The sequence below is a fragment of the Kitasatospora sp. NPDC001309 genome (genome assembly GCF_042896295.1).
Lineage (GTDB): Bacteria > Actinomycetota > Actinomycetes > Streptomycetales > Streptomycetaceae > Kitasatospora.
In genome coordinates, this window is the sequence record NZ_JBIAXC010000010.1 from 195,816 (window position 1) to 216,343 (window position 20,528).

Genomic DNA, 20,528 nt, shown 5'->3' on the forward strand with positions numbered 1-20,528 from the left:
CACGCTAGTACTTGCCCGGCGGGAAAGTAAATGCCAGGATCTCCGGTGCTGTCAGGAGCCTTTCGGGAACGGTGAGTTGGAGCACAAGGTGAGCGTTCACGGCATCGCCCCCGAGGACGCCCTCGCGTCCTTGCGCACCGCGCACCGGGCCCGGGCGGCGGCCCGGCGGCCCAATCCGCTGCCCCCCTGGTACCCGGCCACGGCCGCGGGCCTGTTCGGGGCGGGGTTCGCCGGGACCGGCGTCTCGGCCCTGCTGCCGGAGCGGCTGTGGCTCGCCACCGCCCTCGTGCAGCTGGCCGCGGCGCTGCTGCTGGTGGGCCACGTGGTGGTCAGCCACCGGGTCGAGCACCGGCCGGGCATCGTCCCCACCCTGTCGTACCCGGGCGCGGCGCTCCAGCTGCTGCCGCTGCTCGCGGCCGGGGCGCTGGCCCTGCCGTTCGGCCTGCCCGGGTTCCTGCTCGCCCTCGGCCTCACCGGCGGCCTGACCCACTTCCTGCTGCTGCGCCGCAAGCGGGCGACCGGGGCGGCCGGAACAGCCGGGGCGGGCGCCGCGTGAGCGCCGACCCGCCGCCGGAACCGGCCTTCGACGAGCTGATCCACCAGCCCACCCGGCTCGCCGTGGTCGCCTTCCTGTCCGGCTGCGCCGAGGCGGAGTTCCGCGCCGTACGGGAGGGCTGCGGGGTCTCGGAGTCGGCGCTGAGCAAGGTGGCCGCCACCCTGGAGGCCGCCTCCTACGTCAGGCTGCGCCGCGGCTACGTCGGCAAGCGCCCCCGCACCTGGCTGCGCCTGACCCCCGAGGGCCGCCGCGCCCTGGCCGCCCACCTCGCCGAACTCCAGCGCATCGCCGCCTCCGCCACCGCCCTCGGCGCCGCCCTGGAGCAGGCGGCGGCCGAGGGGTAGCCCGGGAGGGCCCGCGCATCCGGCTCACGGCTTCATGTCGTGCGCGGCGGCGGGCGCGCACTCGCACCACACCGCCTTCCCCACCCCGCCCGGGCGCGGGAAGTGCCCCCACTCGGCGGCCAGGGCCGCCACGAGCAGCAGCCCGCGCCCGCCCACAGCACCGGGGTCGGACTGCTGAGGCACCGGAGGCCGGTCACCGGCGTCGTGCACCTCGATGCGCAGCCGGGTGGCGTTCACGTCGAAGGACACCCAGATCAGCCGCCCCGGCATGCCCGAGTGGAGGACGGCGTTGCCCACCAGCTCCGAGGTGAGCAGCTCCCCGACCTCGCGGTAGCGGTCGCCGTCCGGCGCCGTGGCGAGCAGCTCGCGCAGCATCCGCCGCGCGAGCATCGGCGAGCGGCGCGAACGCGGGAACCAGCAGCCGCGGCCGGCGGGCGGGCTGACGGGCTCGTCGGTTTCAGGCATGGCGGAGCCACCTCCGGTGGGGTTGGGGGTCGAGATCGGGCGGGAACACCCGGTAACGGATCGAGGCATGGGGATGCCCGGCAGCAAGCTCGCAATGATCACTCTCTGTATCGCGCCTAGCTACGCCAGGTAGCATGCATCGACCTTAAGATCATCCGCAACGTTGCTTGAAGAAGAGATGCGAGAAGCTGGGGTTGCCTGCGCGGCTACTGTGAGCGCAGATGACTGCTGATCAGAGGAGGCTGCGTGCAACCGGATCGCGTGGCGAGCGCGCCGTCCACCGTGCTGGGACGGCAGTTGGGCGAGGAACTGCGAGGCATGCGGGAGCGTGCGGGCCTGAGCACCAACGCGGTTGCCGAGGCGCTGGATTGCACCAAAGGCAAGATTTCGCGAATCGAGAACGGTCGCAGCCCCGTTCGGATTCCGGATCTCACTGCGATGCTCCGGCTGTACCGCGTCGATGAGCCGACCGTTCACGAGCGCCTTGCCGAGCTTGCTCGCACAGCCAACAAGCGGCGGCGCGGGAGCGGCTGGTGGAACGAGTACGGCGACGTGCTCGCGGACACCTACCGTGACTTCATTGCGCTGGAGGCCGTGGCGTCCTCGGTGCGCACCTTCCAAAGCCAGATGATCCCGGCGCTGTTGCAGACTCCGGACTACGCACGCGCGCTCACTTCGGCAGGTCGCCGCTGGAAGCGGCCGGAGGAGGTCGAGCAATTCGTGACCGTTCGATTGAAGCGACAGGAGCGATTGACCGCCGATCCGCCACTGTCCCTGTCGGTCGTGCTGGCCGAGGGCGCTCTGCGCCAACAGGTCGGCGGACCCGCCGTCCTGCGGGAGCAGCTCGCACACTTGGCGAATGCGGCGTCCATGCCCAATGTGACGATCCGGGTGGTTCCGTTCAGCGTCGGCGCGCACGCCAGCATGGCGGGGCCCTATGTGATCCTCGGATTCCCCTCCGAGGCCGCCATGGACGTCGTCCTGCTGGACAACCCTTCGGGATCCATGTGGCTCGAGGGCGCGACGGAGGTGGAGGGGTATTCGGAGCTTTGGGACGATGTCTGCACCAAGGCACTACCAGCTGCGGAATCCCTGCAACTGATCACCTCTATCAAGGATCTCGGCACATGAGGCACATACCCGACTTCTCCACCGCCGCTTGGCGGAAGAGCTCGTTCAGCGGCCCCGACAACGAGTGCGTCGAAGTCGCCGACGGGTTCCCGGGGGTGCTTCCCGTCCGTGACTCCAAGGACCCCCAGGGGCCTTCCCTCCTCTTCACCGCCGACGCCTGGACCGCCTTCATCGGCGCTGTCCGCGCAGGAGACTTCCCGGCGTAGGAAGTCGGCCGGGCCGACTTCCTGTGCAGAGGGCCGGACGATGCCGTCGCTGCTTCGGCCGGCCGAAGCAGCGACGGGGCACAGGGGTGGGTACTGTCCGGCGGCCCGGGCGGCGGGGCGGCCGGGGGCTGTCGGTGGGAGGGAATATCGTCCGTCTTCGTCGAGGGTGTCGATCCGCGCGGGCGCCGTTCGACCTTGGGGTGGAGAGGGTCGGAAAGGCGGCCCCCCGTCGAAGGAGGTTTGTGATGGCGAAGTACATGCTGATCATGCGGGGCACGGACGAGTCCATGGCCAAGATGATGGAGACGCCCTTCGAGGAGATGCTGGAGACCGTGGGGCGCTTCAACGAGGAGCTGATCCGGGCCGGCGTGCTGGTGGCCGCCGAGGGGCTGGACGACCCGTCGCAGGGCGTGGTGGTCGACTTCGACGGGGAGGCGCCGGTGGTCACCGACGGCCCGTACGGGGAGACGAAGGAGCTGTTCGGCGGCTTCTACCTGATCGACGTGGCCTCGAAGGAGGAGGCCGTGGAGTGGGCCAAGCGGCTGCCGGCCCTCCCCGGTTCCAAGTGCGAGGTGCGCCGGGTGCCGGGCATCGAGGAGTTCCCGCAGGACAACGAGTGGATCGTCAAGGAGCGGGCCTGGCGCGAGCGGACCGGCCAGCTCTGATGCCCGCAGCCACCGACGGCCCGCCGGGCACCGAGGACGCCCGGCGGGCCGTCGAGGCCGTGTGGCGGATCGAGTCCGCCCGGATCGTGGGCGCGCTGGCCCGCTACACCGGGGACTTCGCCCTGGCCGAGGACGTCGCCCAGGAGGCGCTGGCCGAGGCCCTGGTCTCCTGGGCGCGCGACGGCGCCCCGGCCGACCCGGTGGGCTGGCTGCTGGCCTGCGCCCGGCGCCGGGCCATCGACGCCTTCCGCCGCGCCTCGGCCCTGGACGAGCGCTACACCGCGCTCGCCGGCGGCCTGGCCGAGGGCCAGTTCAGCGCCGGCTCGGCGGCCGGGCCCGCACCGGCGCCGGACCTGCCGTTCGACCCGGACCGGGTCGACGACGACGTCCTCGCCCTGATGTTCACCGCCTGCCACCCGGTGCTCTCCCCCGAGGCCCGGGTGGCGCTCACCCTGCGGGTGGTCGGCGGCCTGTCCAGCGAGGAGATCGCCCGGGCGTTCCTGGTGCCGGTGCCCACCGTGCAGGCCCGGATCACCCGCGCCAAGAAGACCATCGCCGCCGCGCACGTGCCCTTCGAGCTGCCGCCGCGGCGGCAGCGGCGCGAGCGCCTGGGCGCCGTCCTGAGCGTCCTGTACGTGGTCTTCACCGAGGGCTCGACGGCCACCTCCGGCACCGACCTGCTGCGCCCCGACCTCGCCTACGAGGCGCTGCGGCTGGCCCGGACCCTGGCCGCCCTGCTGCCCGACGAACCCGAGGTGCACGGGCAGCTCGCCCTGTTCGAGCTCACCGCCTCGCGCTTCCCGGCCCGCACCGGCCCGGACGGGGAGGCGGTGCTCCTGGAGGACCAGGACCGGCGCCGCTGGGACCACTCGGCGATCCGCCGCGGCCTGGCGGCCCTGGGCCGGGCCGCCGCCCTCGGGCGGGGCCTGGGCCCGTACGGCCTCCAGGCGGCGATCGCCGCCTGCCACGCGGCGGCGCCCGGCGTGGCCGACACCGACTGGGAACGGATCGTGCTGCTCTACGAGGCGCTCGGCCGGGTGGCGCCGTCCCCGGTGGTCGAACTCAACCGGGCGGTGGCCGTCGCGATGGCCGAGGGGCCGAGGCCCGCGCTCGCCCTGGTCGACGACCTGGCCGTCTCCGGGCGCCTGGCCGGCTCCCACCTGCTGCCGGGCGTGCGCGGCGAACTGCTGACCCGCCTGGGGCGCACCGGCGAGGCCCGGGCGGAGCTGGAGCTCGCGGCCCGGCTGTGCCGCAACGCCCGCGAGCGGGCGGTGCTGCTGCGCAAGGCGGCCGCGCTCGACGGCGCGGGCTGACTCCGCAGGCCGACTCTGCGGGTTGACTCTGCGGGCCGACTCTGCGGGCTGACTCCGCGGGTGACTGCACCGGCTGACTGCGCAGGGTGACCGGACGTACGGCCCGGCGTCCGAGCTGCGGACGCGGGGCCGTACGGACCGGCCGTTCAGCCGTTCAGCACTGGGGCCGGCGGCCGTGGTTGGCCCCGCGCTTGGCCCGGGCCTTCTTCTTGCGGCGGCGCTTCGACGACATGGCGACTCCTCTCGCAACCGGCCCCCTGATCCCCCGGCCTTCCACCGTTCCACACCCGGGCCGCCCCGGCCCGTCGAAGGGCCCCGCGCCCCGGGACCGGGTCAGGCCCGGCCCGCCAGGGCGGCGCGCCAGGCGGGGCTGTCCACGTAGTGGTTGTCGAAGCGCTCGGCGGAGGCGGCGATCGCCCCCGGGTCGGCCTCGCCGCGCATGACGGTCCCCAGCAGGCGCAGGTAGTCGAAGCGGTCCATGCCGGGGGCGAACACGAACAGCACGTCGGCCTCGGAGCCCGGGGCGGCGGCGAAGGCGTGCGGGGTGTGCGGGGGCACGGCCAGGAAGTCGCCCGCGTCCAGGACGGTGACCTCCTCGCCGACCAGGACCCGCAGCGAGCCGCTGATCACGAAGAACAGCTCCGTCGCCCGGGTGTGGAAGTGCGCCGGGGCCCCGACCGCGCCCCGGGCGAAGGCGGAGCGGTAGACGGTGAAGCCGCCCTCGCCGGGGGCCGTCTCGGCGAGCAGGGTCATGGTGGCGCTCGGGTCGGCGCAGGTCTCGGCCTCACCGTGGCGGGCCAGGACCGGGGCGGTGGCGGGGGTGGCAGCGGGGGCGGGGGCGGTGTTCTCCGTCGTCGTCATGGGACCAGCCTAGGAGCGGAAAGACCCACGATCATGGGGCAATCGAGCACCGTTTCCATGGGTCAATCGGATCCGGCAGGTGCGCCCGCGCGACGGCACGGGGCCCTCCTCGGGCCGCCAACCCCCCTACGGCACGGGGACTTTAGGGTGGACGCCATGAAGCCCGCCCTGGTACTCGCCGCCGCCCTGGCCCTGTCCGCGGCCGCCGCTCCCACCGCCACCGCCGCCACCCCGGCCGCACCGGCCGCACCGGCCGACAAGGCCGCCGCCGCCGATCCGCCGGAGCGCTTCCGGCACCAGGCCCTCGCCTGGGGCCTGTGCCAGGATCCGGAGTTGGCCGCCGCCGGCGCCGAGTGCGCCACGCTCACCGTCCCGCTGGACTACCGCGCGCCCGAGGGCCGCACCCTGCCCCTCGCCGTCTCCCGGATCCGCTCCGCCGACCCCGCCGCCCGGCACGGCGTCCTGCTGTCCAACCCGGGCGGCCCCGGCGAGCGCGCACTGGCCCTGCCGGTCGCGCTGCGCGACCGGCTGGCCCCGGCCACGGCCGCCGCCTACGACCTGATCGGGATGGACCCGCGCGGGGTGGGTGCCAGCGGCGGCCTCGACTGCGGCCTGAACCACGGCACTTGGCTGCGCTCGGCGGGCAGCGGCACGGCCGGCTTCCGGGAGAGCTGGCGCCTGGCGAAGGCGGACGCCGACGCCTGCCTGGACAAGTACCCGGACCTGCTGCCGCACCTGACCACCCGCAACACCGCGCGCGACCTGGACGTGCTGCGATCGGCCCTGGGCGAGCCGCGCGCCTCCTTCTTCGGCCAGTCCTACGGCGCGCTGCTGGGCGCGGTGTACGCGCAGCTGTACCCGGGCCGGGTGGACCGCCTGGTGCTGGACAGCGCGCCGGACCCGGACCGGTACGGGGTCCGGACGCTCCAGGACATGGGGGCCGCCAACGAGCGGGCGCTGGACGACTTCGCCGCCTGGGCCGCGCCCCGCGACGGCCGGTACCGGCTGGGCGCGACGGCGGCGGCGGTGCGCGCCACCGTGCAGGGCCTGGTCCGGCGCGCCGAGGCGGCGCCGATCGGCATCGACGGGTTCCGCCTCGACGGCGCCCTGCTGCCGTTCCTGCTCACCGTCTGCCAGGGCGACGACCGCGACAGCGCCGACTACGCGGACGTGCTGCGCCAGTTGCTGGACGCCGCCGACGGCAGGCCGGTGCAGGCGAGCCCGACCCTGCACGCGCTGCTGACGGCCGTCCTGGCGCCCGACCCGCAGGCCGGCGCCGACCTCGCCGCCGCGATCGGCTACCTGTGCGACGACGTGGCGATGCCGCGCTCCCCCGGGTGGTACGCGGCCGCCGTCGAACGCTCCCGCGCCACCCGGCCCCTCTTCGGACCGGTGTTCAACGGGCCGACGCCGTGCGCGAGTTGGCCGACCGACCCGCAGGAGCCGTTCGTCCAGGTGCGCAACGCGGTGCCCGCCCTGCAGATCCAGTCCACCGGCGACACCCACGCCCCCTACGCCGGCGCCCTGGCCCTGCACGCCCGGCTGTCCGCCTCCCGGCTGCTGACCGTCCCCGGCCGGATCCACACCGTCCTCCTCAACGGCTACAGCCCCTGCGCCCAACGCGCCGTGGACGCCTACCTGTCCACCGGCGTACTGCCGCCGGCCGACGCCACCTGCTGACGGCAAGGGGCGCCGGGGCCGCCGGGGCACCGGCCGCCCCGGCAGCCCTCACGCTCACGTCACTGGCCCACGCGGCCGTCCACGCACTCGCGCAGCAGGTCGGCGTGGCCGCAGTGGCGGGCGTACTCCTCGATGCGGTGCACCTGGACCTCCCGGACCGACAGCCGCTGCTTGCCGAGGCGCTCGCCGAGGTCCGGATGGGCGGCCAACGCGGCGTCCAGGGCGGCCTGTTCGCGCTCCAGGTCGCGCCAGGCGGCCTCGACCAGGGCCGGGTCGGGGAGCGCCCCGTCGAAGTCGGCGTCGCGGGCGCCGTAGAGCTTGGGCTGCGGCTCGCCCTCGCGGATCCAGTTGTGCCAGTCGCGTTCCACCTCGGCCAGGTGGCGCACCAGGCCGAGCAGCGACATGGTCGAGGGCGGCACCGAGCGCCGGGCGAGCTGCTCGGCGTCCAGGCCCTCGCACTTCATCCGCAGGGTGAGGCGGTAGTTGACCAGGTAGTCCTCGAGGGTGGCGGCCTCGCCGTCCGGGGCGGGGCCTTCACTGTTGCGCGGATCGTCGGCCGGGTCGGCCCACATGTCGGGGTAGACGGTGGCCTGGGTCCATCGCTCGGGTCGCTCGCTCATCCCCGCATGATCGCCCGCAACCACCGCGCCCTTCAACCGAGTTAACGCGCCACCCGGCCACCCTGCCCGGTTGACGGTCGCGGTGCCGCCGGCCCGGACGGTGGAGGCGGCGGAGCGCCGACTCCGGCCAAGCGCCGGCCCCGGTGGGAGCCAACTCCGGCGAGCGCCAGCCCCGGTGGGCGTCAGCCCCGGTGGGCGTCGGCTGCCGCCCGCAGGAAGCCGAGGAAGCCGGCCACCGCGGGCGGCACCCGCTGCCCCCGGCGGGTGGCGGTGCAGACGTGGCGCACGGGGGTGTCCTGGGGGTGGAGGGGGACCAGGGCGATGTCGGGGCGGGCGGCGCGGGCGGCCAGGGCGGGGATGAGGGTGGGGCCCAACCCCGCGGCGACCAGGCCGAGTTTGGCGGCCCAGGCGCCGACGGCGTACTCGATGCGGGGCTGGAAGCCGCTGCGCAGGCAGGCGGCGAGCAGGGTGGATCCGGGGTCGCGGCGGGCGGCGATCCAGGGTTCGTCGGCGAGTTCGGCCAGCCGCAGGCGGCACCGGCCGGCGAGCCGGTGGCCGCGTGGGAGGGCGACCAGGACGGGGTCGGCGAGCAGCGGGTGCAGCTCGAACTGGTCGGTGTCGTAGGCGTCCTGGGGGTCCTCGGCGTAGGAGGCGACCACGGCGAGGTCGATGGTGGCGTCGGCGAGGCGCTCCAGCAGCTGGGCGCTGAGGCCTTCGGTGAGGGTGGTCTCGACCTGCGGGTGGGCGGTGCGGAAGGCGGCGAGGGCGGCGGGGACGAGTTCGGCGTTGGCGCTGTCGAAGGCGCCCGCTCGCAGGCGTCCGGCGTCGAGTTCGGTGAGGGCGACGAGGTCGCGGCGGGTGGTGTCGAGGCGTTCCAGCAGGGCCTCGGCGTGCGGGAGCAGGGCGCGGCCGTGTTCGGTCAGCCGGACCCCGCGGGCCAGGCGGTCGAACAGCGGGGCGCCCAACTCGGCTTCCAGGGTGGCGATCTGGCGGGAGACGGCGGACTGGGTGAAGCCCAGGCGCTCGCCGGCGGCGGTGAAGGAGCCCAGGTGGGCGACGGTGCGGAAGACGTCCAGCCAAGCCATGTCCATTTCGCATGAGTACCATGCGAGACATTCGTTTGTCGCCTGGCTCGGGGCTGCCTAGCGTGGGGGCCATGGAAAAGATCGCCTTTCTGGGCCTGGGCCGGATGGGGCTGCCGATGGCCCGTCGCCTGGCCGCCGCCGGCTACCCGTTGACGGTGTGGAACCGCACTCCCGGCCGCTCCGACGGCCTGACCGAGGCCGCCGACCCGGCCGGGGCGGTGGCCGGGGCCGGCATCGTCGTCACGATGCTCTCCGACCCGCAGGCCGCCGCCGAGGTCGCCGGGCGCTTCACCGCCGCGCTGGCCCCCGGCACCCTGTGGATCGACATGTCCTCGATCGGCCCGCGCGCCCTCGCCGGGCTGCGGGAGCGACTGCCGGAGGGCGTGGCCCTGGTGGACGCCCCGGTGCTGGGCAGCGTCGGCCCGGCCGCCCGCGGCGAGCTGACCGTCTACGCGGGCGGCGAGGACGCCGACCTGGAGCGCGCCGAGCCGGTGCTGTCCCGCCTGGGCCGGGTGCGGCGCTGCGGGGGCCCCGGTGCGGGGGCGGCGTTGAAGGTGGTGGTGATGGGCGCGATCGTCACCTCGGTCGCCGTCCTGGACGAAGTGCTGTCGGTGGCGGGCGAGTTGGGTGTGCCGCAGGAGCAGGCGCTGGAGGTGCTGGCGGCCGGGCCGCTCGCGGGGGTGGTGGCCCGGGCGCGCAGCGCGGAGTCGGACTTCCCGGTGCGGCTGGCCGCCAAGGACCTCGCCCTGGCGGGCGGCGGCCCGCTGCTGGCGGCGGCCCGTCGGGCGCTGCTGGCGGACCCGTCGATCGCGGACCGGGACCTGTCGGCGGTGGTGCGGGCGCTGCGGGAGGACTGACGCCCGCCGCCGTGGAGGGCGGGCCTGCGGCTCGGAGGAACGTCCAGCGCCGCCCCGCCCGCGGCGCGGCCGGCTTGGTGCCGCCGCCGATGGCCGGGCGCGCGCGCCGTCCGGTGTAGTGGGGGGCGTCCGCCGCGACCACCGATGAAGGGCGCCCCTTGTCCGCTCGCACCGCCGTGCAAGGCGTCGTCCGACTCGCCGGGCCCCGGCTGCCCCTGGTGTCCTTCCTCGCCCGGCTGCCCGCCGCGCTGTGCCCGACCGGGACGCTGCTGATGGTGACCGCGCTGGACGGGGTGGGCCGCGGCGGGGTGGTGGCGGGCCTGCTGTGGGGCGGGCAGGCGGTGGGCGGGCCGCTGCTGGGCCGGCTGGCCGACCGGCGCGGCCACCGTCCGGTGATCCTGGCGGCGTCGCTGGCCAACGCGCTGCTGACGGCCGCCCTGGTGGTGGCCTCGGTCGGCGCCCTGGCGCCGGCGGTGCAGGCCGGGTGCGCGGCGCTGGCGGGTTTCACCGTGCCGCAGATCGGGCCGCTGTCGCGGACCCGCTGGATCGCGCTGGCGGGCGGGCGCCGTGACGGCCACGAACTGGTCGGCCCGGCGCTGGCCTTCGACGCGGTGGTGGACGAGACGAGTTTCGTGGCCGGCCCCGCCCTGGTCGGGGTGCTGGCCTGGGCGGTGCACCCGGCGGCGGGCCTGGTGTGCGCGGCGGTGCTGATGGCGGTGTTCGGCACGGTGTTCGCGCTGCACCCGACGGCCCCGGCGCCGGCGCCCGCGGTGGCGGCAGCGGCGCCCACGGCGGCGGGGCGCACGGCGGCGGCGGGGCGGGTGCTGTCGGGGCCGCTGCTGGTGCTGATCGCCGTGACGGTGCTGCAGGGCGTGGTGTTCGGCGCCGCCAACACCGGGGTGCAGTACCTGGCCCGGGGGGACGCGGGCGTCGGCGGCCTGGTCTGGTCGGCGATGGGGGTGAGCAGCGCGGCGGCCGGGGTCCTGCTGGCCTCGTTCGCGGAGCGTTTCGACCTCACCGCGCGGCTGCGCACGGCGGTGGCGGCGCAGGCGGTGCTGCTGCTGGGGCTGCTGCCGGTGGACGGGGTGGCGGGTGCGGCGGTGGCGGTGGGGGCGGTGGGGTTCGCGGTGGCGCCGGCGCTGATCGCGGTGTTCGGCCTGGTGGAGCGGGTCGCGCCGGCGGGCCGGATGGCGGAGGCGATGACGCTGCTGGGCAGCGGGCTGATCGCGGGGCAGGGGCTGGCGGTGACGGGGGTGGGGCCGCTGGTCGGTGCGCACGGGCCCCTCGCGGCGTTCGCGCCGGCCTGTGCGGCCGGGGCGCTGGCCCTGCTGCTGGTGCTGGCGCTGGTGCGGCTGCGGCGGTTCCCGCCGGCCCGGCCGGCGCCGGTCCCGGCGCTCGCGGCGGCGGCCGCGTCCTCCTGAGGCCCGGGGCCTCCTGACGCCCGAACGCTCCCGAGTCCCCGGGGCCGTCAACCGCGGGCCTCCCCCGGTTCCACCCGGGGGCCGGTCAACCACCGCCTCCCCGTTCACCCGATCAGGGGGGCTGGTGTGCGGGCCCGGGGGCGTGGGCCGTAGCGTCGTGGCGGCGGACGGCAACGGCCCGGGGAGGCGGCACGCGTGCAGGTCATGAGGGTTGGGCGGGGCGCGGCGGCGCTGGCGCTGGCGGCGGTGGTGCTGGCGGCGTCGGCGTGCGGGGCTCCCCCCTCCGGGGGCGGCCCGGACGGCGCCGCCCGGGCCGGCCGGGCGCCGCGCGCGGACGCGGGCGGCGGGGCCGCGCCGGATCCGCAGGGCCGTCCGCCGGCGCTGGTCTACCGGGGCCCGGCGGCCTGCGAGGGCTGCCCGGAGGCGGCGCACGACCTGCTGGAGCACGACGGCTTCGCGGTGCGCTACATCGGGCCCGAGGAGGAGGTCCGCTTCGGCCCGGACGCGCTGTCCGGCGCGGCGCTGTACGTGCAGCCGGGCGGCACCAACGGGCAGGAGGTGTCCACCGCCTGGCGCCTGCTGCAGCAGGACCCGGGCTTCTCCCCCGAGCTGGTGCGCGCCTACGTGCGCGGCGGCGGGCACTACCTGGGGCTGTGCATGGGCGGCTACCTGGCCGGCCACGACCCCGGCTACGGCCTCCTGCCGGGCGACTCCGGGCAGTACATCAGCTCCGGGGGCGCCACCGTCACCGACGAGCAGGACCACCTGGTCGACGTCTCCTGGCGCGGGCGGCCGCAGCGGATGTACTTCCAGGACGGCCCGTACTTCGACCTGGAGGGCCCGGGCGCCCAGGTGCTGGCCCGCTACACCAACGACCGGGCCGCGGCCGCGGTCGCCCCGTACGGCTCGGGCCGGGTGGCGGTCAGCGGCCCGCACCCGGAGGCCCCGGCCGAGTGGTACCGCGACTACGGCCTCTCCGACGAGTCCCCGGCCGGCCTGGCCCTGGGCGGGGACCTGGTGCACACCCTGCTGGGCACGGCGCCGAAGTCCTGACGCCCCGGGCCCGGCCTGACCCTGACCCACCCCTGAGTCAACGGGCTGCACTCCACGGTGCACCGCCTGGCCTTCGGCCCCGAACAGGACCACTACCGCTCCATCGGCGGCTACCACTGCTGGTTGGCCGTCCACGACTCGACGCTCGCCCGCGAACTGGACAGCTGGTTCGTCAACTTGACCCGAGCTTGAAGGGACCGGGCCTGTGGGTAGGGCGCGGCTGGCTGTCGCGTGGCCTCCCACGTCTGAGCCACCTGGGTTGCGGTGGCTGGGACGCGTGACTCACGCCCCGCGGTCCACACGGTCTCGCCTTTGCGGGCGATGTTGTGGGACGCGTTTGTATCCGCGTGCAGGACGGTCCCGCAGGACCGGCAGGCGAACGTTGCCTGGTCGACGCGGTTCTTCCGGTCGATGTGGTGGCACTGGGAGCATTCCTGGCTGGTGTACGCCGGATCGACGTACACCAGCGGCACCCCGGCCCGCTTCGCCTTGTACGCGATATACCGGCCGAGCTGGTGGAAGCCCCACGAGTGCAACTGGGTCCGCTGGTCCTTGCGGAGCCGTACCCGACTGCGGATGCCCGTCAGATCTTCCAGGGCGATACCGAAGCCGGTGCGTTCAGCGGCAGTAACAATGGTCTTGGAGACGATGTGATTGACGTTGGCGGTGTGCCGGGCTTCCTTCCGCGACCGCTTCTTGAGGAGGCGCTTGGCGGACTTTGTGCCCTTGGCCTGCAACTTGCGCCGCAGGTCGAGCTGGCGCTTACGGTGCCGGTTCAGGCCGCGTCCGGCGGCCCGGTAGCCGGTGCTGATGGTGGCGATGTCGGCGATGCCGAGGTCCACTCCGATGAAGGCGGCCGGGCTCTGGTTGAGCGGCTTCTCCGGTACCTCACAGGTGGCGATCAGGTAGAACTCGCCGTCGCGCTCGATGAGATCGGACTCGCCCCTGCGGTGCTCGCGGAGCATCGTGAGCGCGTCGGGCGAGCACCGCACGCGAATCGCACACCCTTGAGCCGTCCGGCCATTGTCCAGATGCTGACGGTCCGATGGTCCAGCTGCCAGCTCAAACACCTGTCGTCATACGGCTGTGCGGCCTCGGCCCGGAACGTGATCGGCTTCGACTCCGCCTTGACCCGTCGTTCGGAGCCCGGCCTGCCGAGGTTCCCGGCGCGGATGTTGGCCTTCAACGTGGTGTAGGCGTCACGGGTCTTCTTGATGACGTGCTGGGCGGCCTGCGCCCCCAGCCCTATCGCCTTCAATCCGGCGTAGGTGTGCTTGCGGAGCTCGTACTCACGCGGGACCCCGCGCTCGAACGCAACCGCCGACACCCAGCACGCGGCCTCGTTGACCGCGCGCAGGGTCGAACGCAGCGCGGTGGCCTGGTCAGCCTCCGGCACCAGCTTCACCCGCACCACGATCTTCATGCCCGAGAACATAACCTGACCCACTGACAACAGGCGCCCCCGACAGCGCCCTGATGATCCGCCTGCGCGCCGCCTCGATGCGCTGGATGGGCCGCTGGCCGCTGCGCGCCGTCCTGGCCGCCCAGTTCGCCAAGGCCGGCGACACCGCCCTGCCCGACTACCCGCTGCCCGCCCGTGCCGCCTGAGGTGCGCCCCTGGGGGCTTGCACCTCACGCGGCGTCAGAAGGGATGCTCGTGCCATGCCCTCCTCCGAACAGACCTGGAAGGTCGGCCCGCTCGCCGAGGCGAGCGGACTGACCGTACGCACCCTCCACCACTGGGACCAGCTCGGCCTGCTCTGCCCCTCCCGGCGCACCGCCTCCGGCCACCGCGCCTACACCGAGCAGGACGTCGTGCGGCTCTACCAGATCCTCGCCCTGCGCCGCCTGGGCCTGGGCCTGGAGACCATCGCCACCTGCCTGGACGCCGGCGTGGACGTGCGGCGCCTGGTGCGCGAGCACCTGGCCGCCACCGAGGCCTCCCTGGCGGCGCTGCGGGAGCTGCGCGAGCGCCTGGGCCACCTGGACGGCGAGCTCGCCGCCGCACGCGAGCCCGGCACCGAGGACCTGCTGCGCCTGGTGCGGGCCGCCGGCGCCACCCGGCCCGCCGCCGACGAGGCCCTGCGCCGCCACCTCGACGAGGACCAGCTGCACGCCCTCGCCGACCACGCGGCCGCCCTCGGCCCGGCCGCCCACTACCTGCTGGAGGTCGAGTGGCCCCAGCTCTACCGCCGCGCCGAGGCCCTGCGCGCCGCCGGCACCGACCCGGCCGACCCCCGGGTGCGCCGCATCGCCGCCCGCCTCGACGAGCTCTCCCGGCTGTTCAGCGGCGGCGACACCACGCTGTCCGCCGCCGTGCGCACCGCCTGGCGCGAGGACCCGGCCGCCCTGTCCGGCGACCCCGCCGCCCCCGCCGACGCCTGGGCCGACCTGCGCACCTTCCTCGACCGGGCCCGGGAGGCGTCATGATGCCCCGCCGGGTGCGGCTGCGCGTCGCCCTGCTGAGCACCCTGCCCGTCCTGGCGGTGACCGTCCTGGCGCTGTTCCCGCTGGCCCTGGCCGGCCTGCTGCCCTGGTCGGTGCCGCCGGCCGTGCTGCTGGCCCAGGGCGTCCAGGCCCGGCTGGTCCTGCACCGCCTGGGCCGCCCGGCCGGAAGGCCCTGAGCGCTACCTGGCGCGCGGCTGGTTGAAGCGCAGCATGTTGCCCGCCGGGTCGCGGAAGGCGCAGTCGCGCACGCCATAGGGCTGGTCCATCGGCTCCTGGAGGACCTCGGCGCCGGCGGCGCGGATGCGCTCGAAGGTGGCGTCGCAGTCGTCGGTGCGGAAGATGACGCCGCGCAGCAGCCCCTTGGCGAGGAGTTCGGCGGCGGCCCGGCGGTCGTCCTCGGAGGCGTGCGGGTCGGCCAGCGGGGGTTCCAGGACGATCTCCACCCCGGGCTGCTCGGGCGAGCCGACGGTGACCCAGCGCATGCCCTCGAAGCCGACGTCGTTGCGCACCTCGAAGCCGAGGACGTCGCGGTAGAAGGCGAGCGCCTTGTCGTGGTCGTCGACGGCGATGAAGCACTGCGCGAGTTCGATGCTCATGCACGTCAACTTACGGGAGAGGGGCCGCTCTTCGCCTCAGGTGCGGCGCGCGGGGCGGGTGCGGATCTTGGCGATGCAGGCGGGGATGGGCTCGCCGTCGGCGTGGTCGCGGGAGCGGTAGGCGCTGGGGCTCTCGCCGACCAGTTCGGTGAAGCGGCTGCTGAAGGAGCCGAGCGAGGTGCAGCCCACCGCCATGCACACCTCGGTGACGCTGAGGTCGCCGCGCCGCAGCAGCGCCTTGGCCCGTTCGATCCGGCGGGTCATGAGGTAGCTGTACGGGGTCTCGCCGTAGGCGGTGCGGAAGCTGCGCGAGAAGTGGCCGGGCGACATCAGCGCGGTGCGGGCCAGGGCGGGCACGTCCAGCGGCTGGTCGTACTCGCGGTCCATCCGGTCGCGGGCCCGGCGCAGCCGGACGAGGTCTTCGAGGGGTACGCGGGTGGGCACAGCAGCCACCGTACCGGGCCGCTCGGACACCCTGCCCCGCCCGGCGCGCGCCCGGCAACCGGGCGGTGGCGCCGGGCGGGCCGGCCGCCACCGCGGCGAGGTGCGTGCCCCGACGCCGCGGACCCGGCGGGGATCCGGGAGACAGGCGTCAGGCGGTGCGCGGGCCGCGGGCGAGCAGCGGGGCACCGCCGTCGTGCGGCAGGACGACGAGGTAGCGCCAGGGGCCGTCCTCGGCCACGGCCAGCGAGAGGGTCTGCGCCTCGAAGGCCGCGGCGGCGGGGGCGGCGCCCTCGGTCAGTTCGTCGAGGCGGGCGTGCGACGCCAGGAAGTCCGCGGGGCCGTTGAACCACTTGGGGACGGGCGCGCCGCGGCGCAGCGCGGCCAGCAGGTCCGCGCGCAGCGGCCCCTCGGCGGCGTCCAGGACGCGTTCGTGCAGGCGTTCCTGGACGCCGGGGCGGGTCGGGGCGGCGGCGGCGAGGTGCCGGCAGCGCGGGCAGAACCGGGCGCCGACGCGCACGCCGAACGGGTGGCGGTAGCGGACGATGGTGCGTGGCTGTTCCTGGCACAGTGTCCGGTCGTCGCCGACCGCGGCGTGCTCCGGTTCGTCCGGTTCGCCCTCGACGGTGCAGGCCCCGAAGGTGGCGGGTTGCCGGGCGGTGGCGAAGGACCAGCCGGTGGGCGTGTCGGTGTTCATGCGCGCGACCCTGCCACGGCGGCGGGGGCGCGGGCATCCGCTTTTCCGTGGCACCCGGCCCCCGGCTGCGGGTCCCGGCGGCGGCGATCTAGGGTGGCCGCATGATCTCCTCTCCGATATCCGGCCCGATATCCGACCCCGCCGAGGCGCTGCGGGTGCTGCTGGAGGGCAATGCCCGTTTCGTCGGCGGCAGCCCCGAACACCCCAACCAGGACGCCGGGAGGCGGGCCGCGCTGGGGGCGGCGCAGAAGCCGTTCGCGGTGCTGTTCGGCTGTTCCGACTCCCGGCTGGCCGCCGAGATCATCTTCGACCGGGGCCTGGGTGACCTGTTCGTGGTGCGCACCGCCGGTCATGTGACCGGCGCGGAGGCGCTGGGCAGCATCGAGTACGGGGCGGCGGTGCTGGACTGCCCGCTGGTGGTGGTGCTCGGGCACGACTCGTGCGGCGCGGTGGCGGCGGCGCTGGACTCCCTGGAGCAGGGCAGGCTGCCCGGCGGCTTCGTGCGGGACGTGGTGGAGCGGGTGACGCCGAGCGTGCTGTCGGCGAAGGCGGCGGGCATCGAGGACCCGGACGCGATCGTGGACGAGCACATCCGCCAGACGGTGGACCTGCTGCTGGAACGCTCGCAGCTGCTGGCCGCCCGGGTCGCCGAGGGGCGGGCCGCGGTGGTGGGCCTGTCGTACCGGCTGACCGACGGCCAGGCCCGTACGGTCGCCGTCCGCGGCCTGGGCTGACCCCCCGGCGCCGGGAGCTGCGGGTGCGGGAACGCGGTGTCCGATCCCCGCCAGCGCCGGGGCGCGGGCGGGGGCAGAGTCGGTGTCCGGTCGCGGACCGTCCGGTCCGGGCCACCGACTCATCCGATGCGAGGACGGCTCTTCCCGTGCACAAGGTCACCGATCTCAAGGTTCTCTACTTCGGCACCCCGGTGGTGCTGATCGGCTCGCGCAACGAGGACGGCAGCGCCAACCTGGCGCCGATGTCCTCGGCCTGGTGGCTGGGGCAGACCTGCGTGCTGGGGCTGGGCAACAGCTCCCAGACGTCGGTCAACCTGCGGCGCGAGGGCGAGTGCGTGCTCAACCTGCCCTCGGCCGGGCAGGTCGACGCCGTGGACGCGCTGGCGCTGCTGACCGCGAACCCGCGGATCACCGAGCACCGGCTCGCGCAGGGCTACCGGCACGAGCGGGGGAAGTTCGCCGCCGCGGGGCTGACCGAGCTGCCCGGTGAGCTGGTGGCGGCGCCGCGGGCGGCCGAGTGCCCGGTGCAGTTGGAGTGCCGGCTGGAGGAGGCCCGGCCGCTGGCGGGCAACCCGGGGTGCACCGCCTTCGAGGTCTCGGTGGTGCGCGCGCACGTGGAGGAGCGGCTGATCGTGCCGGGCACCGACCACTACGTGGACCCGGTCGGCTGGGACCCGCTGATCATGAAGTTCTGCGAGTTCTTCGGCGAGGGCCGGCGGCTGACGCCCTCGCGGCTGGCGGAGGGCTGGCAGATGCCGGGGAGGATGCCGGCCGCGGTGTGAGGCGGCCGGGCCGCACCCCGGGCCGCGTCCTGGGCCGTGTCCCGGGCCCCGGCTCAGGCGACGGTCGCCCCGCAGGAGTCGCACACCCGGGTCGCGGGCAGTTCCAGGAAGCAGTTGGGGCAGATCGCCGGCGGGCGCGGGGTGGTCGCGGTGGCCGCGGCGGCCGCGGGGGCGGCGGCGGCGCTCTTGCGGCGGGTCACCGTGGTCTTCAGGCGCGGGGCCAGGGCGGGGATGCCGCCGTCGGCGGGCAGGTCGGCGCCGAAGTGCCGGTAGCAGGCGAGCCTGGCGGCGGCGGCGTGCTGCTCGCGGTCCATCTCGTCCAGGACGGGCGGCTGCCCGGCGACCTCCAGCACGTCCTGGTAGCCGGCCCCGACCATGCCGTCGGTGGCGTTCACGACCAGGGCGGTCAGCGGCGGGTCGCCGCGCCGGTGGGCCTCGCGCACCACCAGGGCCAGCACCTTGCCGATCCAGTGCCGCTGGTTGACGCTGGTGCGCACCCCGGAGGCCTGCTGGACGGCCTCGGCCAGCTCGGCGTAGGTGATCACCGCGTGGTAGCGGTGGGCCACGTCCACCAGGGCCGGGTAGGCCGCCCTGGTCCACACGATGTGCGCCTGGCTGACGGCGACGGCCGTGCCGTCCGCCTCCCGCCAGTAGCCGCGCTGCTGCTGCGTCATCCCGTCCGCCCCTCGTCCCGTCGCGCCTGTCGGCCCCCGCCGGGAGCGAGGCTACCCCGCGGCGGTGTCCGGTTTCCTGTCGGGGGCGCGGCCGGGGGGCTTGACTTCAAGTGCTGTTGAAGTCGTCGAATGGGTGCCGACCGCAGCCGTACGGGCTTTCCGCGGTCGATGCCCCGCCCGTACGGGAACGGACCGGGGCCGGGGCCGCCTCCCTTCGATCGTGCCGTTGGCGGCCCCGGCCCTCGTCGCCGTTGCCTCACCGGTGCCTCACCGCCGCGCGGCGAGGCCGTCCAGGGTGAGGTCGAGCAGACGCTCGGCCTGCTCGCGGTGCCCGGCGCCCGCCGAGGTGAGGGCGATGCCCTCCAGGGCGGCGGCGAGGTCGGTGGGCCGGATGTCGGTGCGGATCGCGCCGGCGGCCGCGCAGGCGTCCATGAGCGCGGTGACGGCGGCCCGGATCATCTCCCGGCTGCCGCCGTAGGGGTTGGCCCCGGTGGCGGCGATGGCGCGCAGGGCGTCGATCATGCCGTACTTGGCGGTGGCGTAGTCCAGGAACAGGCGGGTCCAGGCGCGCAGCGCCTGCTCGGGCGGCCGCTCGGCGAGCAGGGCGGGGGCGGCCTCGCACAGCTGGGCCACCTCGTTGCGGTAGACCGCCTCGATCAGGTCCTCCCGGGTGGGGAAGTTGCGGTAGAGGGTGGCGCTGCCCACGCCCGCCTCCTTGGCGATGCGCTCCAGGTGCGCGTCCGGCCCCTGCTCCCCGAACACGCGCGCGGCGGTGGTGAGGATCTTCTCCCGGTTGCGCCGCGCGTCGGCCCGCAGCGGCCGGGGGGCTGCGTCGGTCATCGGTGGTCGCCGTTCCCTTCGTCGATGGTCCGCGACTTGATAAACGGAGGCTCCCCCACTTAACGTGGAGAAAGCGGGGGCGCCTCCGTTTTCACTGTAGGCCAGGGCGCCCGCCGCGCACGCACCGGGGAGAAGGAGGAGCTCATGTCGGGCATCCAGGGCAAGGTCATCGCAATCACGGGCGCCAGCAGCGGCATCGGGGAGGCGACCGCGCACCACCTCGCCGAGCGGGGCGCCCGCCTGGTGCTCGGGGCCCGGCGCCGGGAGCGGCTGGACGCCGTCGTGGACGCCGTCACCGCCCGGGGCGCCGACGCCACCGGCGTCGTCGTCGACGTCCGGCGCCGCGAGGACCTGCGGCTCCTGACGGACACGGCCCTGGAGCGGTACGGGCGGCTCGACGCGCTGGTCTCCAACGCGGGCACGATGGCCGTCTCGCCGTTCGACGAGCTGCGCCAGGACGACTGGGACGCCATGGTCGCCACCCACGTCACCGGCCTGCTCAACGGCATCGCGGCGGCCCTGCCCGTCTTCCGCCGCCAGGGCGCCGGCCAGTTCGTCAACGTCGGCTCCACCGCGGCGTACGCCGTCAGGCCCCCGCAGGGGGTCTACGCGGCCACCAAGGCGGCGGTGAAGGTGCTCACCGAGGGCCTGCGCCAGGAGGCGGGGCCCGACCTGCGCGTCACCCTCGTCTCCCCCGGCTTCACCCACACCGAGGGCGTCGGCAAGGGGGCCGGCCCCGAGGTCGCGGCCGCGCTGGTGCGCCGGCGCGACGAGATCGCCATGCCGCCCTCCGCCGTGGCCTCGGCCATCGGCTACGCCGTCGCGCAGCCGGACGGCGTCGACGTCAGCGAGATCGTCGTGCGCCCCACCGCCCAGGACTGACCCCCGCCGCCCAAAACCGACCCCGCCGCCCGGCCTTCTTCACAATTGCCGTGGACATGGCGTTCTTCTCCCAAGTCCGGGCAAAGCGAAGGCGGTGGGGGGCCGGGGGGGGGCCGGGGGGCCCCCCCCGGGGGGGGGGCCCGGGGGGGGGGGGCCCCCCCCCCGGGCCAGGGAGAG

General features: G+C 75.3%; 24 protein-coding genes and 2 pseudogenes. 16 read left to right on the forward strand and 10 right to left on the reverse strand.

Annotated features, from left to right (window positions below):
- Positions 1–88: 88 nt before the first annotated feature.
- Together ACFY2K_RS13800 and ACFY2K_RS13805 are read left to right on the forward strand one after the other, a co-directional pair.
- On the forward strand, positions 89–556 hold the full coding sequence (locus ACFY2K_RS13800) for a hypothetical protein (protein WP_387711411.1): 468 nt from the start codon (positions 89–91) through the stop codon (positions 554–556).
- Complete coding sequence (locus ACFY2K_RS13805; RefSeq protein ID WP_387711413.1) at positions 553–900, forward strand: transcriptional regulator; 348 nt, start codon at positions 553–555, stop codon at positions 898–900. Before ACFY2K_RS13800 ends, ACFY2K_RS13805 begins: the two co-directional genes overlap by 4 nt.
- Positions 901–924: 24 nt before the next feature.
- Here ACFY2K_RS13805 and ACFY2K_RS13810 read toward each other — a convergent pair whose 3' ends face one another.
- Positions 925–1,365: an ATP-binding protein gene (locus ACFY2K_RS13810; protein WP_380593093.1), complete on the reverse strand. Its 441-nt coding sequence runs from the start codon at positions 1,363–1,365 to the stop codon at positions 925–927.
- A gap of 246 nt (positions 1,366–1,611) precedes the next feature.
- Between ACFY2K_RS13810 and ACFY2K_RS13815 the strand changes: the two genes are divergently transcribed.
- From ACFY2K_RS13815 to ACFY2K_RS13830, 4 genes are all read left to right on the forward strand, one after another.
- Positions 1,612–2,496, forward strand: a complete 885-nt coding sequence (locus ACFY2K_RS13815; RefSeq protein ID WP_380644672.1) for a helix-turn-helix domain-containing protein — start codon at positions 1,612–1,614, stop codon at positions 2,494–2,496.
- Positions 2,493–2,702, forward strand: coding sequence for a DUF397 domain-containing protein (locus ACFY2K_RS13820; RefSeq protein WP_380593091.1), 210 nt, complete (start codon positions 2,493–2,495; stop codon positions 2,700–2,702). The genes ACFY2K_RS13815 and ACFY2K_RS13820 overlap by 4 nt, the downstream gene beginning before the upstream one ends.
- A gap of 245 nt (positions 2,703–2,947) precedes the next feature.
- Positions 2,948–3,367 carry a YciI family protein gene (locus ACFY2K_RS13825; protein ID WP_375896843.1) on the forward strand — a complete coding sequence of 140 codons (420 nt, stop codon included), beginning with the start codon at positions 2,948–2,950 and terminating at the stop codon, positions 3,365–3,367.
- Positions 3,367–4,680, forward strand: a complete 1,314-nt coding sequence (locus ACFY2K_RS13830) for an RNA polymerase sigma factor (RefSeq protein WP_387711416.1) — start codon at positions 3,367–3,369, stop codon at positions 4,678–4,680. Before ACFY2K_RS13825 ends, ACFY2K_RS13830 begins: the two co-directional genes overlap by 1 nt.
- 333 nt (positions 4,681–5,013) lie before the next feature.
- On the opposite strand, the gene ACFY2K_RS13835 is transcribed toward ACFY2K_RS13830, so the two are convergent.
- Positions 5,014–5,541 carry a cupin domain-containing protein gene (locus tag ACFY2K_RS13835; protein WP_387711418.1) on the reverse strand — a complete coding sequence of 176 codons (528 nt, stop codon included), beginning with the start codon at positions 5,539–5,541 and terminating at the stop codon, positions 5,014–5,016.
- A 156-nt stretch (positions 5,542–5,697) separates the two neighbouring features.
- Here ACFY2K_RS13835 and ACFY2K_RS13840 point away from each other — a divergent pair, with 156 nt between their 5' ends.
- Positions 5,698–7,221, forward strand: coding sequence for an alpha/beta hydrolase (locus ACFY2K_RS13840; protein ID WP_387711420.1), 1,524 nt, complete (start codon positions 5,698–5,700; stop codon positions 7,219–7,221).
- 59 nt (positions 7,222–7,280) lie between these two features.
- Here ACFY2K_RS13840 and ACFY2K_RS13845 read toward each other — a convergent pair whose 3' ends face one another.
- Complete coding sequence (locus ACFY2K_RS13845; RefSeq protein ID WP_375896792.1) at positions 7,281–7,841, reverse strand: DinB family protein; 561 nt, start codon at positions 7,839–7,841, stop codon at positions 7,281–7,283.
- A gap of 182 nt (positions 7,842–8,023) precedes the next feature.
- Positions 8,024–8,932, reverse strand: a complete 909-nt coding sequence (locus ACFY2K_RS13850; protein WP_387711422.1) for a LysR family transcriptional regulator — start codon at positions 8,930–8,932, stop codon at positions 8,024–8,026.
- Between the two features lie 65 nt (positions 8,933–8,997).
- Here ACFY2K_RS13850 and ACFY2K_RS13855 point away from each other — a divergent pair, with 65 nt between their 5' ends.
- The 3 genes from ACFY2K_RS13855 to ACFY2K_RS13865 all read left to right on the forward strand — a co-directional run bounded on the left by ACFY2K_RS13855 (position 8,998) and on the right by ACFY2K_RS13865 (position 12,257).
- Positions 8,998–9,783 carry an NAD(P)-dependent oxidoreductase gene (locus tag ACFY2K_RS13855; protein WP_387711424.1) on the forward strand — a complete coding sequence of 262 codons (786 nt, stop codon included), beginning with the start codon at positions 8,998–9,000 and terminating at the stop codon, positions 9,781–9,783.
- Between the two features lie 158 nt (positions 9,784–9,941).
- Positions 9,942–11,204, forward strand: a complete 1,263-nt coding sequence (locus ACFY2K_RS13860) for an MFS transporter (protein ID WP_380593085.1) — start codon at positions 9,942–9,944, stop codon at positions 11,202–11,204.
- A 204-nt stretch (positions 11,205–11,408) separates the two neighbouring features.
- On the forward strand, positions 11,409–12,257 hold the full coding sequence (locus ACFY2K_RS13865; protein ID WP_387711437.1) for a BPL-N domain-containing protein: 849 nt from the start codon (positions 11,409–11,411) through the stop codon (positions 12,255–12,257).
- 266 nt (positions 12,258–12,523) lie between these two features.
- On the opposite strand, the pseudogene ACFY2K_RS13870 reads toward ACFY2K_RS13865, so the two are convergent.
- Positions 12,524–13,692 (reverse strand): annotated as a pseudogene (locus ACFY2K_RS13870) (RNA-guided endonuclease InsQ/TnpB family protein); the annotation flags it as partial.
- A 41-nt stretch (positions 13,693–13,733) separates the two neighbouring features.
- On the opposite strand from ACFY2K_RS13870, the gene ACFY2K_RS13875 reads away from it, so the two are divergent.
- The 3 genes from ACFY2K_RS13875 to ACFY2K_RS13885 are packed head-to-tail and all read left to right on the forward strand — an operon-like array spanning position 13,734 to position 14,881.
- Positions 13,734–13,865, forward strand: coding sequence for a hypothetical protein (locus ACFY2K_RS13875; protein WP_387711426.1), 132 nt, complete (start codon positions 13,734–13,736; stop codon positions 13,863–13,865).
- A gap of 54 nt (positions 13,866–13,919) precedes the next feature.
- Positions 13,920–14,687, forward strand: coding sequence for a MerR family transcriptional regulator (locus ACFY2K_RS13880; protein WP_375896780.1), 768 nt, complete (start codon positions 13,920–13,922; stop codon positions 14,685–14,687).
- Positions 14,684–14,881 carry a hypothetical protein gene (locus tag ACFY2K_RS13885; protein WP_387711427.1) on the forward strand — a complete coding sequence of 66 codons (198 nt, stop codon included), beginning with the start codon at positions 14,684–14,686 and terminating at the stop codon, positions 14,879–14,881. Before ACFY2K_RS13880 ends, ACFY2K_RS13885 begins: the two co-directional genes overlap by 4 nt.
- Positions 14,882–14,884: 3 nt before the next feature.
- On the opposite strand, the gene ACFY2K_RS13890 is transcribed toward ACFY2K_RS13885, so the two are convergent.
- The 3 genes and pseudogenes from ACFY2K_RS13890 to ACFY2K_RS13900 form a co-directional block, all read right to left on the reverse strand.
- Positions 14,885–15,301 (reverse strand): VOC family protein, encoded by a 417-nt coding sequence (locus ACFY2K_RS13890; protein ID WP_380525872.1) that lies wholly within the window; start codon positions 15,299–15,301, stop codon positions 14,885–14,887.
- A 5-nt stretch (positions 15,302–15,306) separates the two neighbouring features.
- Positions 15,307–15,688, reverse strand: a pseudogene (locus ACFY2K_RS13895) (helix-turn-helix transcriptional regulator).
- A gap of 205 nt (positions 15,689–15,893) precedes the next feature.
- Positions 15,894–16,439: a hypothetical protein gene (locus ACFY2K_RS13900; RefSeq protein ID WP_380644678.1), complete on the reverse strand. Its 546-nt coding sequence runs from the start codon at positions 16,437–16,439 to the stop codon at positions 15,894–15,896.
- A gap of 101 nt (positions 16,440–16,540) precedes the next feature.
- On the opposite strand from ACFY2K_RS13900, the gene ACFY2K_RS13905 reads away from it, so the two are divergent.
- Together ACFY2K_RS13905 and ACFY2K_RS13910 are read left to right on the forward strand one after the other, a co-directional pair.
- Positions 16,541–17,173 (forward strand): carbonic anhydrase, encoded by a 633-nt coding sequence (locus tag ACFY2K_RS13905; RefSeq protein WP_375896771.1) that lies wholly within the window; start codon positions 16,541–16,543, stop codon positions 17,171–17,173.
- A 146-nt stretch (positions 17,174–17,319) separates the two neighbouring features.
- The gene (locus tag ACFY2K_RS13910; protein ID WP_380525875.1) at positions 17,320–17,955 is read left to right on the forward strand and encodes a flavin reductase family protein; all 636 of its coding nucleotides are present in this window, start codon (positions 17,320–17,322) and stop codon (positions 17,953–17,955) included.
- 53 nt (positions 17,956–18,008) lie between these two features.
- On the opposite strand, the gene ACFY2K_RS13915 is transcribed toward ACFY2K_RS13910, so the two are convergent.
- Positions 18,009–18,629: a hypothetical protein gene (locus ACFY2K_RS13915; RefSeq protein ID WP_375896766.1), complete on the reverse strand. Its 621-nt coding sequence runs from the start codon at positions 18,627–18,629 to the stop codon at positions 18,009–18,011.
- Between the two features lie 267 nt (positions 18,630–18,896).
- The gene (locus ACFY2K_RS13920) at positions 18,897–19,469 is read right to left on the reverse strand and encodes a TetR/AcrR family transcriptional regulator (protein WP_387711430.1); all 573 of its coding nucleotides are present in this window, start codon (positions 19,467–19,469) and stop codon (positions 18,897–18,899) included.
- Positions 19,470–19,613: 144 nt separating this feature from the next.
- Between ACFY2K_RS13920 and ACFY2K_RS13925 the strand changes: the two genes are divergently transcribed.
- Positions 19,614–20,351: an SDR family oxidoreductase gene (locus ACFY2K_RS13925; RefSeq protein WP_387711432.1), complete on the forward strand. Its 738-nt coding sequence runs from the start codon at positions 19,614–19,616 to the stop codon at positions 20,349–20,351.
- Positions 20,352–20,528: the final 177 nt, after the last annotated feature.